At 62.5% G+C, this 11,995-nt stretch carries 12 protein-coding genes; 6 read left to right on the top strand and 6 right to left on the bottom strand.

Annotated features, from left to right (window positions below):
• A partial coding sequence (locus tag EOC93_RS29710; protein WP_127206390.1) for a beta-ketoacyl-ACP synthase III occupies positions 1-961 on the top strand: 961 nt, incomplete at its 5' end.
• Positions 962-1,104: 143 nt separating this feature from the next.
• A complete protein-coding gene (locus tag EOC93_RS29705) occupies positions 1,105-1,722 on the top strand; it encodes an MOSC domain-containing protein (RefSeq protein ID WP_127206389.1) in 618 nt (205 codons plus the stop codon).
• A gap of 56 nt (positions 1,723-1,778) precedes the next feature.
• Here the strand turns inward: EOC93_RS29705 and EOC93_RS29700 are convergent, their stop codons facing one another.
• The 4 genes from EOC93_RS29700 to tsaA all read right to left on the bottom strand — a co-directional run bounded on the left by EOC93_RS29700 (position 1,779) and on the right by tsaA (position 4,756).
• Complete coding sequence (locus EOC93_RS29700) at positions 1,779-2,621, bottom strand: SDR family oxidoreductase (protein ID WP_095482876.1); 843 nt, start codon at positions 2,619-2,621, stop codon at positions 1,779-1,781.
• Positions 2,622-2,845: 224 nt separating this feature from the next.
• The gene (locus EOC93_RS29695; protein ID WP_095482875.1) at positions 2,846-3,805 is read right to left on the bottom strand and encodes a D-amino acid aminotransferase; all 960 of its coding nucleotides are present in this window, start codon (positions 3,803-3,805) and stop codon (positions 2,846-2,848) included.
• Between the two features lie 121 nt (positions 3,806-3,926).
• Entirely contained in the window at positions 3,927-4,238 is a 312-nt protein-coding gene (locus EOC93_RS29690; protein WP_095482874.1) for a DUF2293 domain-containing protein, read from the bottom strand.
• Positions 4,235-4,756 (bottom strand): tRNA (N6-threonylcarbamoyladenosine(37)-N6)-methyltransferase TrmO, encoded by a 522-nt coding sequence (gene tsaA, locus EOC93_RS29685; RefSeq protein ID WP_164759326.1) that lies wholly within the window; start codon positions 4,754-4,756, stop codon positions 4,235-4,237. Before tsaA ends, EOC93_RS29690 begins: the two co-directional genes overlap by 4 nt.
• A 143-nt stretch (positions 4,757-4,899) precedes the next feature.
• On the opposite strand from tsaA, the gene EOC93_RS29680 reads away from it, so the two are divergent.
• Entirely contained in the window at positions 4,900-5,922 is a 1,023-nt protein-coding gene (locus EOC93_RS29680; RefSeq protein ID WP_127206388.1) for a metalloregulator ArsR/SmtB family transcription factor, read from the top strand.
• Positions 5,922-6,839, top strand: coding sequence for a methylenetetrahydrofolate reductase [NAD(P)H] (metF, locus tag EOC93_RS29675; RefSeq protein ID WP_127206387.1), 918 nt, complete (start codon positions 5,922-5,924; stop codon positions 6,837-6,839). Before EOC93_RS29680 ends, metF begins: the two co-directional genes overlap by 1 nt.
• A gap of 846 nt (positions 6,840-7,685) precedes the next feature.
• Here the strand turns inward: metF and EOC93_RS29670 are convergent.
• Complete coding sequence (locus EOC93_RS29670; protein ID WP_095482870.1) at positions 7,686-8,603, bottom strand: DMT family transporter; 918 nt, start codon at positions 8,601-8,603, stop codon at positions 7,686-7,688.
• Between the two features lie 230 nt (positions 8,604-8,833).
• Here EOC93_RS29670 and EOC93_RS29665 point away from each other — a divergent pair, with 230 nt between their 5' ends.
• Complete coding sequence (locus tag EOC93_RS29665) at positions 8,834-10,054, top strand: alanine racemase (protein ID WP_095482869.1); 1,221 nt, start codon at positions 8,834-8,836, stop codon at positions 10,052-10,054.
• Between the two features lie 12 nt (positions 10,055-10,066).
• Here the strand turns inward: EOC93_RS29665 and EOC93_RS29660 are convergent, their stop codons facing one another.
• Positions 10,067-10,798 carry an SDR family oxidoreductase gene (locus EOC93_RS29660; protein WP_095482943.1) on the bottom strand — a complete coding sequence of 244 codons (732 nt, stop codon included), beginning with the start codon at positions 10,796-10,798 and terminating at the stop codon, positions 10,067-10,069.
• Between the two features lie 131 nt (positions 10,799-10,929).
• Between EOC93_RS29660 and EOC93_RS29655 the strand changes: the two genes are divergently transcribed.
• Complete coding sequence (locus EOC93_RS29655) at positions 10,930-11,823, top strand: LysR family transcriptional regulator (protein ID WP_095482868.1); 894 nt, start codon at positions 10,930-10,932, stop codon at positions 11,821-11,823.
• Positions 11,824-11,995: the final 172 nt, after the last annotated feature.

Below are 11,995 nucleotides of genomic sequence, written 5' to 3'. Positions count from 1 at the left end.
CGTCCATGCTTCGGGCGTGCAGACCCGCCATGTGATCGAGCGGGAAGGCATTCTCGACCCGACCCGCATGGCGCCGCGCATTCCGGCGCGGCCGGACGATGCGCTGTCGCTGGAAGCCGAGTTCGGCATCGCGTCGGCCAGGAAAGCGCTCGACCATGCCGGCCTGGAGCCTGGGGATATCGACCTGGTGATCTGCTCGGCCTCGCATCACCAGCGGCCCTATCCGGCGATCGCCATCGAGATGCAGCAGGCGATGGGCACGAAGGGCGCCGGTTTCGATATGGGCCTTGGTTGCTCGTCGGCTGCGGCGGCATTGCACATTGCGGTCAATCTGGTGCGGGCCGGCGCCCACAGGCGCGTGCTGGTGACGACGCCCGAGATCATCACCGGCCATCTCAATTTCCGCGACCGGCAGACGCATTTCATCTTCGGCGATGCCTCTGTTTCGATGATCGTCGAGGGGCTTGCCCAGGGCGAGAAGCGGCCGGGACGTTTCGAGGTGCTCGACACGCGCACCTGGACGCAGATGTCCAACAATATCCGCACCAATCTCGGCTACCACACGCGCACCGCCCAGGACGATCCATACATGATCAATCTGGAAGGTAATTTGATCAAGCAGGTCGGCAACAAGGTGTTCAAGGAAGTCACCGTCGCCGGGCACAAGTTCATCGTCGAGTTCCTGGCCGAGCACGGGCTGACGCCGCAAGCAATCCGGCGCTTCTGGCTGCATCAGGCCAATGCCCGGATGAACGCCATGATCCTAAAATTGTCGTTCGGTCACGAGGTCGATCATGACCGCGCACCGATGGTGCTGGAGCGCCTCGGCAACACCGCCGGCGCCGGCGCGATCGTCGCCCTGTCGGAGAACCACGCCGACATGAAGGCCGGAGACTACGGCCTGCTCTGCGCCTTCGGTGCCGGCTATTCGATTGGCGGGGCGCTATTGCTCATGCTCTGATCTATTTTGGCGCGAACGGCACCAGTATTAGAGGGCGCCGGTACAATCGCATCAGTCTCCTTGATCGGAGCATCAGCGCTTTAGACTGGACCTGATGAGCTGACTGCGGCTAATTGCGCGGCATCACGCAAGGAGCGAAGCCTATGCTGGATCTCTTCCCCGAGGCCGAAAGTCCGGTCGAAATCATCCCGGCGCGGAAGCTTGCCGCGCAGGTGGCAGCGCTTTACGTCGCGCCATCGGGTCACTTCGAGACCCGCGCAGTGGATGAATTGCGGCTTGGCTTTGATGGCATCGACGGCGATTTCCACGCCGGCGCGACGCGGCGCTCCGGCGGGCGCGAACCCTGGTATCCACGCGGGACCGAAATGCGCAACGAGCGGCAATTGTCTGTTGTGGCAGCGGACGAGCTTGCTGTCGTCGCGGAGCGGATGAGGCTGGCGGAGATCAAGCCGGAGTGGATCGGCGCCAACCTGTTGATCGAAGGCTTGCCGCATCTCTCCATGCTGCCGTCCGGCACGCTGCTGTTCTTTAGGGGAGGCGTCACCATCAAGGTCGACGCGCAGAACGGGCCTTGCCGCATCGCCGGACGCTCGGTCGCCGAAAATGCCGGAATGGCCGACCACGAGGCCGGCGCGTTGCTGTTTCCGAAGGCGGCAAAGCGGTTGCGCGGCATCGTCGCCTGGGTCGAAAAGCCAGGCCGCATCACGGCAGGCGAGGAGATTTCGGTGCGCGTGCCGGAGCAGTGGATTTACCGAGCTTAGGGCAGGTGAGACTGGGGCTACGCCGCCATGGCGGCGTAGCGATTTCCGGATCGCCTCTAGGCGGCCTTGCGGTTCTTGTTCTCGCCCTGCGCCATGACGGACACGTGATCCCACTTTTCCCAGAGCGCGATGCGGTTGGCGTATTCTTGGCGGATCATCGGCAGGCCGCCATCGCCGAAGAATACCCGCAGCGGCGGTTCGGCCGCATCGACGATTTCAAGCATTGCCGGTCCGGTGGCGGCGGGATCACCAGCCACCGAGCGCTTGCGGCGCTCCGCCATCGCGGCACGGGCCGGCTCATAGGCAGCGATCGGCTTCGAAACCTTGGCGGACGGGCCGGCCCAGTCGGTGGAGAACCCGCCCGGCTCGACAAGCGTCACATGGATGCCGAACTCCGCGACCTCGATACTGAGCGACTGGCTAAACGCTTCCAGCGCCCATTTCGACGCATGATAGAGGCCGAGCGACGCAAAGGCATTGACGCCGCCGATCGACGAGATCTGGATAATGTGGCCGGAACGCTGCGCCCGCATGATCGGCAGGGCGGCCTGGGTCACCCAAAGAGCGCCGAACACATTGGTTTCGATCTGGTCGCGGGCTTCCTGTTCGCTGACTTCCTCGATGGCGCCGAAATGGCCATAGCCGGCATTGTTGATGACGACGTCGAGCCGGCCGAAACGGCCATGCGCTTCGGCAATGGCGGCATCGACGGCTTTCTTGTCGGTGACATCAAGCTCTATTGCGGCGATGTGGTCACCATATTTATCGACGAGATCGGCGAGCGTGCCGACATTGCGGGCCGTTGCCGCGACGCGGTCACCGCGGGCGAGCGCGGCTTCCGCCCAGACGCGGCCGAAACCCTTCGACGATCCGGTAATAAACCAAACCTTGTATGTCATGATCCACCAGTTCCTGCCCTTGCGGGTCTTTGATTGTGAGTTCTTGTCTGACCATGATATTCCGAAAACCGGATTCCACTTTTCACTGACGCGGACCTTCGGTTCGGGATCATGGTCTAAACGGAGGCTGCTCCGCTTCCGGCATATACGAAGCACGCTCCGTTTTTCCAAGGTCGAGCACATTTTGTTGATGAGACCCGACGCCAGAAGATGTCGGTCAGGGGTCAGGGATAGCGCACCGGGCTCGACCAGGCCGGGTCCTCGTGCTTCTGCCAATACATCGCCATGAGGCGCTTGGTAATCGCGCCGACTTTGCCGTCCGCGACCGGAACACCGTCGATCACCGTCACCGGCATGATGCCGCCGGCGGTCGAGGTGATGAAGATCTCGTCGGACTGACGCAGCGCGGCGACGCTGACATCGGCCGCTGTGACGGCAAGTCCTGCCTCCGCGCAGAGATCGAAGACGGTGCGGCGGGTGATGCCGGGCAGCACGCCGACGGCCGGCGTCGACAGTTTGCCATCATTCACGCAAAAGACGTTGAAACCGGGGCCTTCCGCGACATTGCCGTTGAAATCGAGGACCAGTGCTGTCTCCGCGCCGCGGTCATAGGCGTCGTAGAGGCCTCGCACCAGGTCGAGCCAATGATAGTTCTTGATAGCCGGGTCGATCGAGGCCGGTGGGATGCGCACCTTGTCGCTGATCGCCACATGAAGGCCGCGCTGCAATTGCTCGGCATTGGCGACCGAGCCGAAGGGAACGGCGAAAGCCATGAAGCGGTTGACCGCGTCGCGCGGGTCACGGCTGAAGGTCGGGGAGACGCCGCGCGTGCACAGCATCTCGACATAAGCGGCGCGATGACCCGACAGCACCACGCAATTGTGGAGGATTTCGGCCACGCCTTCGCGGTCGAACGGGATCGTCATGCGCAGCTTTTCCAACCCGCCGAAGAAGCGGTCGAGATGCAGGTCGAGACGGAAGAATCGGCCGTTCCAGACATGCACGGTGTCATAGGTGGCGTCGGAATGCAGGAAGCCCCAATCCAGCACCGAGATCTTGGCTTGCGACATCGGCAGATATTGCCCGTCCAGGAATGCAATGCCATCCGGATAGGAGTGCGGGTCTTGATGATGAGCGGAGAGCTCAGGCAGGCGGTTGGCTTGCGGATCGATCGACTTGCTCATCACGCCCCCCTCTGGTCGTTTTCGCCGACCAGATGGCGGAATAGAGCGGCACGGTGGGTGGCACAAGACACAGGCTGGGCTTGCCACTGGACCATTGGCTGCTGGGCCATCGAAGAACCAGCTATTCTTCCTCGTTGTCATCGAGCAGACGCGTGGCGCGCCAGCGGGTCAGCACAACGTTGATCTGTTCCATCACGAAGAAGCGCGCCGAGTCGCGGTCGTAGCCTTCTGCCAGCAGCTTTTCGTAGTCGGTGTGCACATGACGGATATGGGCTGTCGTCGCCAGCCACACGGCGATCGTCGGCGGCAAGGTCTTCATGTGCACCGCGCCGGCGTCAGCGCGGATCTTTTCCATGTCGGCATAGGGCGCCAGTGGCAGAAGGGCTGTCAGCGCCTTGGCGATGGCCCGGCGGCGGCCGGTCGGCGCGCTCATCGTTCGACCCTTCCGGGCTCGTCCCGTCCGGCCACGGTTGCCTCGGGGAAGGCGTCGGTCGAGGCGAAGTAGGGCTTGATGTCGACGACCGGCGTGCCGTCGAGCACGTCGATGGCGTCGAGATCGATGCGGCCGGTGTCGATGTCGAGTGCGACGAGCTTGGCGATATGCAGCCCGACCGGGTTCGGCCGGGCAGGGGAGCGCAGCGAAAAAACGCCTTTCGGTTCAGCCGCATGGCGGGGTTTCTGGACAATCAGGGCCCGCGGCGCGTGGTGGAGCCAGGACAGGATGATGACGTGGCTGGCACGCTCCAGCCCGAGCAGTCCGTCACGATAGGGCTGGTCGATCGTGAGAACCGCCGGCTGTCCCGTCTCCCGCGCGGCTTTCATGTTCTTGGGGCAAGTTTCCCGCGCGGTCCAGGGCGAGGCGATACGGCCGATGAAGACGATATGGCCGTCCGGCGGCATATCAGCCGGATCGGTGTCCAGAAGCTTTTCGCCGTTGCGCGTCTCGAACATAGTTTTCGCCTCGATCATGCTTCCAGCTTTGCGCAATCCACCACGCATGCGTCATTTTCTTGTCCGGAAGCGACATAGCGCTTGCAAGGCCATCAAAATCGACATAAACATATGTTTATATCTTTTTCAAAGAGAATGCTCGCATGCATGTCGCTCTCGACACTATGGTAGATACATTGAAGGCGGCGGCCGAATCCAGCCGGCTGCGCATCCTGGCGTTGCTGTCGCGCGGTGACCTGACCGTTTCCGATCTCACCGAAATCCTCGGCCAGTCGCAGCCGCGCGTCTCGCGCCACCTGAAGTTGCTGCTGGAAGCCGGACTGATCGGCCGCTACCAGGAGGGCTCGTGGGCCTTCTTCCGGTTGTCGGATTCGGATGCGGCGCGCGATTTCGTGCTGCGGCTGGTTTCCAGCATCCGTGGCGCCGACCCGCAGGTCGAGCGTGACCTCGAGCGGCTGGCGGCGGTCAAGCGCAAGCGGCAGGATCGCGCCGCCGAATATTTCTCCGTAAATGCCGCAAGCTGGGATCATATCCGCTCGCTGCATGTGCCGGACCGCGCCGTGGAGGCAGCGCTGCTCAAGCTCGTCGGCAAGCGGCCGTTCCAGTCGATGCTCGATCTCGGCACCGGCACCGGGCGGCTGCTCGAAATCTTTTCGCCGCTCTACCGGCGCGGCGTCGGCATCGACATGTCGCGCGAGATGCTGACCGTGGCGCGCGCCAACCTCGACAAGGCAGGCATTTCGAATGCGCAGGTGCGCCAGGGCGACATTTTTGCGCCGCCGGTCGAGCGCGATGCCTTCGATCTCGTCACCATCCACCAGGTGCTGCACTATCTCGACGATCCCGCCCGCGCCATCCGCGAGGCAGCACGGCTGTTGCGCCCGGCAGGCCGGCTAGTGATCGTCGATTTCGCTCCGCATGCGCTGGAATTCCTGCGCGATGCACACGCGCATGTGCGGCTCGGCTTTTCCGACCGCCAGATCACTGAGTGGTTTTCCGAGGCCGGGCTCGACCTCGAGGACAGCCAGGAATTCGAGCCGCGCGGCGGCAACGAGGCCAGGCTCACCGTAAAGCTGTGGCTCGGCCGTGACCAGCGCATGCCGATTGCCGATCCTTCCAGCCACGCACAACCGGCCAATGCCTATCCGATAGGGGAAACCGCCTGATGAACCAGTTCCGCTTCTCCCGCCGCCCTGACATTGGCGACAAGATCCGGGTTTCATTCGAGTTCTTCCCACCGAAGAGCGACGAGATGGAAGCAAGGCTGTGGGACACAGTCACCCGGCTGGAGCCGCTCAAGCCGAAATTCGTCTCCGTCACCTATGGCGCCGGCGGCTCGACGCGAGAGCGCACGGCGCGCACGGTCAAGCGCATCCTCAACGAAACGGCGCTGACGCCGGCGGCGCACATGACCTGCGTCAACGCGGCGCGTCACGAGGTCGATGAGGTCATTCAGGAATTCGCCGAGATGGGTGTCACCCGCTTCGTCGCCTTGCGCGGCGATCCGGCCGAGGGCGTCGGCGCCGCCTACCGTCCGCATCCGGACGGCTACGCCAACGGTGCCGAACTGGTGGGGGCGCTGAAAGGTGTCGGCGATTTCGACATCTCGGTCTCCGCCTATCCGGAAAAGCATCCGGAGAGCCCGGATTTCGCCACCGACATCGACATGCTGAAGCGCAAGGTCGACAATGGCGCGACACGGGCGATCACCCAGTTCTTCTTCGACAATGATCTTTATGAGCGCTATGTCGAGCGGGCGCGGCGGGCCGGCATTTACATACCGATCGTGCCGGGCATATTGCCGGTCCACAATTTCACCCAGGTGGCCAATTTCTCGTCGCGCGCCGGCGCGCTGGTGCCGGCATGGCTGGCCGAGCGCTTCGACGGGCTGCAGAAGGACCCGCAGACGCACGCGCTGGTGGCATCGGCCGTTGCGGCCGAGCAGGTGCTCGACCTTGTCGAGCGGGGGGTCGGCGATTGCCACTTCTACACCATGAACCGCGCCGATCTGGTGTTCGCCATCTGCCACATGATCGGCATCCGCTCGCATGAGGCGGAAGCTGCGGGGTCTGCCGCGGCGTAATCTCTATCGCCGTTTTGAAAACCAAAAAGGCCGGGTAAAAACCCGGCCTTTTCAATGAGTTGGAACTATTCGGTGCTGGCCTTCCGTCGCTTGGCGGGTCTTACGGAAGAAAGCCCATAATCAGGGCTCCGATAAATGCAAATGCAGCACAAATCATCAATGCGTTGATTGGCCTCGTGAGTCCCATGTCATAGCCTCCTCTTAAAGAGCTATGGCCAGAGTCTAGGGTCATTTGTGCCACAGGCAAGCGGAAAATATGTTGCAATGCGACGACATTGTGGAATTTGCGACCGGCTCTTTGCCGTTAGGCATTGAAACTCTTCGGCAAAAGCCGGCTTCGGACCTGTGAATAAATTGTGGCGAAGCCTGGGCAATATCGAGGATGGCAGCGCTACCGCGTCGGCCCAAAAGCCGGATTCGTCTTTTGCGCGGACTTTCGGTTCTGAAATCAAGATTGCCGACAGTCGGCATATGACGACTGTCCCGATGCGCGGCTTGCTTTATCTTGACCCAGCGTAAAGCAATGTAACACGAGGCGTTTAGCCAACGTCCGGTCTGCAAGGGCGCGTTTGGAACCATGACAGCAACCATTCCAGCTCCGCCGATCGCCGGCCCCGTCCTCGTCGAAAATCCCGCGGGTGCCAACTGATGAGCAGGTTCTACGAAGGGTCGCGGGTACTACGGATCGACGACGTCTTCCCCGATGACATCATACAGGTGGAGCAGGGGGGCGTGCTCGCTCAAGGCCAGGCTGTGCCGCTCGCCGACCTCATGAACCGACCGATCGGGACGCAGCTTCATCTGAGCCAACCCGTCGTTCCCGAAACCGATGTCGCAGGAATGACGCTACCGTCGGCTGAACATGCGGCCGTCGATGGTTACGAGGCCGAGCACGATCAGCGCCATGCCGCCGAGCTCGAACAATTCAAGCCGTTCGCCCAGGAACAGGAAACCGAGCAGGATGGCGCTGGCCGGCACGATGAGCGTGACCAGCGAGGCGTTGGTGGCGCCGGCCGAAGCGACGAGGTTGAAATAGAGAATGTAGGCGAAGGCAGTGGACAGCAACGCCAGCGCTAACACCGCCGCCCAGACCGGCGGCGAGGCCGAAAACAGGTTGGCGGGACCATAGCCGAGCAGCACGACCGGGATCATGATGATGGTCGAGGCGGTCAATTGTCCGGTGGCGATGATCGGTGACGGCACGCCTTTGAAGCGGCGGGCCACCATCAGGGCGACGGCATAGGACAGCGACGCGCCGATCAGCGCGAATTTTGCCCAGACCGGTCCGCCGAGCCCGGCAAGCAGGCCGGGACCGATCATCACCGCTGTGCCGACGATGCCGAGCGCGATGCCGGCAAGCTTGTTCCAGGAGAGTTTTTCGTCTGATGTAAGCGCGTTGGCGAGGATCAACGTCCAGAACGGCGTCGTCGAATTGAGCACCGAGGCGACACCGGCGCCAAGCTCGGTCTGCCCGGCGAAGATCAGCGAGAAGGGAATGACGTTGTTGACGAGCGCCAGCAGGAAGAACAGGCCGGCATGCGGCAAGGCGAGGCGGAAGGACGGGCCGCGCAGGCCAAGATAGAGGTGCAGCGCCAGCGCTGCGATGGCGACGCGAAACAGCACCAGCACCAGCGGGGGGAGCTCAGCAACGGCAATGCGGGCAAAGAAGAACGAGCCGCCCCAGATCGCACCGAGCAGCAGAAGCTGCCCCCAGTCTTTCAGGGCCATTGGGCCGCGCATTACAGTCGTGGTTGTGATCGCCATGGATCGTCCTCCCAGATGGCCCTGAATGCCAAGCCAATCAAGCGTCTGTTCAGGCCATATCCTGTTCGATGGCAAGGGCCACCCGAAACCAGATCGGTGGGCTAGCTTTCCTGTCGTCTGGCCTGTCATCCGGCGTAGCGCCGCAGCTTCAGCGGCGCGAGACACAGAATTGTTTTCATTCACGCATAGGTTGGATTAATTGTGCGCAGTTCAGGTCAAGGGATTCGTCCATGCAGCGATTCGAAAATGCCCGCGAGGCGGCGCTGGCGCTTCGCCCGGACGATCCGATCTATTGCTTCCGCCCGCAGGTGCTGAAGGCGGACGCCAGGCAGTTCATGGGCATGTTTCCCGGCAAGACCGCCTATGCGGTCAAGACCAACGGCGAGCAGATCGTGCTGAAGGCGCTGGTCGAGGCCGGCGTCAATGCCTTCGACGTGGCCTCGCCCGGTGAGTTCGCCGCCGTGCGCGCGGTCTCGCCCGACGCCGAGATGCTCTACATGCATCCGGTCAAGGCGCAGTCGGACATCAAGCTGGCGCTGGAGAAATATGGCATCCGCGTTATCTCGCTCGACCATGAGGACGAGATCACCAAGCTGACCCGCGTGGTTCGGGCGCTCGATATCGATCCGGGTGCGATCACGGTGTTCGTGCGCATCCAGACGAAAGGATCGGCGGCTTACGAGTTGTCGAAGAAATTCGGCGCCGGGCCGGCCAATGCGGTCGATCTGGCCGAAAGGCTGAACCGGACGGGCTACAAGGTCGGGCTGTGCTTTCATGTCGGCAGCCAGATCGAGGATCCCGACACTTATGAGCGGGCGCTGGCCTCGGCCGACTGGGTGCGCAACCGCGTCAGCTTCGACATTGCCGGGCTCGACGTCGGTGGCGGTTTTCCCGCCGAGTACGGCCATGATCCCAACCGCAAGCTGATCGAGATGCCGTCGCTCGGCCAGATCATGTCGCGGCTGTCGGGCGATTTGAAGGAATACCAGTTCGACCAGATGCCGCTGGTGGCGGAGCCGGGCAGGGTGATCGTGGCGCGCTGCCTGTCGCTGATCGTGCGCGTGCTGCTGCGCAAGGGCAAGCGGCTCTACATCAATGACGGCATCTGGGCGTCGCTGTCGGATTCATGGACCGGCAAGATCACGCTGCCGGCGCGCTTCATTCCAGACCCGGCGATCCGCTCGCGCAATGGCGTGGAGAAGACCATCGTGCCGTTCAAGGTGTGCGGTGCGACCTGCGATTCCGTCGACATCCTGTCGCGGCCGTTCTGGCTGCCGGAAACGGTCGATACCGGTGACTGGATCGAGATCGGCCATATCGGCGCCTATTCGTTGTCGCTCAGGACACGGTTCAACGGCTTCTATCCCGACACATTCGTCGAGGTGACAACGCCGTTCGACGAAGGCGACGCGCCGCAGGGGTTTGCCAGCCTGGAGACGATGGCGGATTAGGCCATACGCAGGTCAGGCTACGCCGCCGCCGGCCTGGATGTTCTCGCCGGTCAGCCAGCGCGCCTCGTCGGAGGCGAGGAAAACCGCGACATCGGCAACATCCCGCGGCGCTCCGATCCTGCCGAAAGGCGACATGTCGGCGGCCACGGCCCGGTCCCGCTCCGGAAGCAGGTCGGTGTCGGTAAAGCCTGGCGAAAGCGTATTCACGGTGACGCCGCGCGGTCCGAGCTCGCGCGAGAGGACGCGGACGAACTGCTCGACGGCCCCTTTGCTGCCGAGATAAAGGGCCGTCTGCGTGAAGAACATTTTGGTTCCACCGGTGGAGACGGCGATGATGCGGCCACCGTCGCGCACGCGGCGCGCTGCTTCCTGAAGCGTGAAGAAGGTGCCTTTGGCATTGGCGCCGAAGACATGGTCGAAATCGGCTTCGGTGGCCTCGACGAACGGCTTTATGACGGCGACGCCGACATTGGCGACAACGATGTCGATTGGCCCCATCTGCTTTTCGGTCTCATCGAAAAGCCGGCTTATGTAGGAAATATTGGAGATATCGGCCCGAATGGCGACGGCCTTTCCGCCATTCTCGCGGATGGCAGCAACGGCTTCCTGAGCGGCTTTTTCGTTACCGACATAGTTGACGACCACGGCCGCGCCGTTTGCCGCGAGCCCCTCGGCGATGGCGCGTCCGATGCCGCGCGAACTGCCCGTCACGAGCGCGGTTTTGCCTTCAAGCGAACGATACATAGCTGTCCCTTTGTTCGTCTGAGTGTGCGGCCGCACCAAATCGGGCGGCAGTGCCATGTCGAAGTTAGGGGCATGCTATTGCTCAGATAATAGCCTATTATCGAATAGGCTTGTTAAGTTTGGGGTACATAATGCGAGGAACCGAGTTCTCCGAGCTGAACGCGTTTGCGGCGATCGTCGAGGAAGGCAGCTTCGTCCGCGCCGCGGCCAGGCTCAGGGTTTCCCCATCCGCACTTAGCCAGACGATACGCGGGCTGGAAGAGCGTGTCGGTGTCCGGCTGCTCAACCGCACGACCCGCAGCGTGTCGCCGACCGCAACAGGCGAAACGCTGTTTGCCCGCCTCGCTCCGGCATTCAGCGAGCTCGAAGGGGCTGTCGCCGACGCGCATGCTTCACGCGATCGACCGGCAGGCTCGCTGCGCATCAATGTTCCACGCATTGCCGCGATGCGTTTCATCGCGCCCATCCTCGGCGATTTCCGCCGCACCTATCCCGATATTGCCCTCACCATAATCATCGATGACATGCTGACCGACATTGTGGAGGGACGATTCGACGCCGGTATCAGGCTTGGTGAGCGGCTGCATAAGGACATGGTGGCGGTGAAGCTCAGCGAGGAGCTGGAGATGGCCGCGGTAGCGGCGCCCAGCTATCTGGAGCATCACCCCATACCCCGCCATCCCGCTGACCTGCATCATCACGAATGTATCAATTTCCAATGGCCCGGTGGCGGCAACATCTATCGATGGGAGTTTGCGCGAGGCCAGCGCGCTTTGGAAATAGCCGTGAACGGCGGTCTGACGGTCAACGACACGGAACTGATGATCGGGGCGGCCCTGGACGGGGTCGGCGTGGCTTACATGCTGGAATACCAGGTTCGGCCGTGGATCGAGGCCGGCAAGCTTATCCGTTTTCTCGAAGCCTGGTCGCCCCGATTTCCCGGCTTCTACCTATATCATACGAGCTCCCGGCAGGTTCCGCCGGCCTTGCGCGTCTTCATCGACTTCCTGCTTGCCAGGCGATGATGCCGTTCGATGAAGGTGACGCGCCGCAGGGATTTGCCAGCCTTGGAGACAATGGCAGGGTGAGTTCTTCCCTTCTCCCCTTGTGAGACCTTTGCACAGAAGCCGAACGGTGATTCTGTGGTGAAGGTTGGAGCAGGGAGATTCGGGATGGCGGATCGTGTTTTGGGCTGTC

Source organism: Mesorhizobium sp. M6A.T.Ce.TU.002.03.1.1 (assembly GCF_003997275.1).
In the GTDB taxonomy this organism is placed as follows: domain Bacteria; phylum Pseudomonadota; class Alphaproteobacteria; order Rhizobiales; family Rhizobiaceae; genus Mesorhizobium; species Mesorhizobium mediterraneum.
Note: the sequence above shows the minus strand (reverse complement) of the source record. Positions and strands in the feature narration are given on the sequence as shown.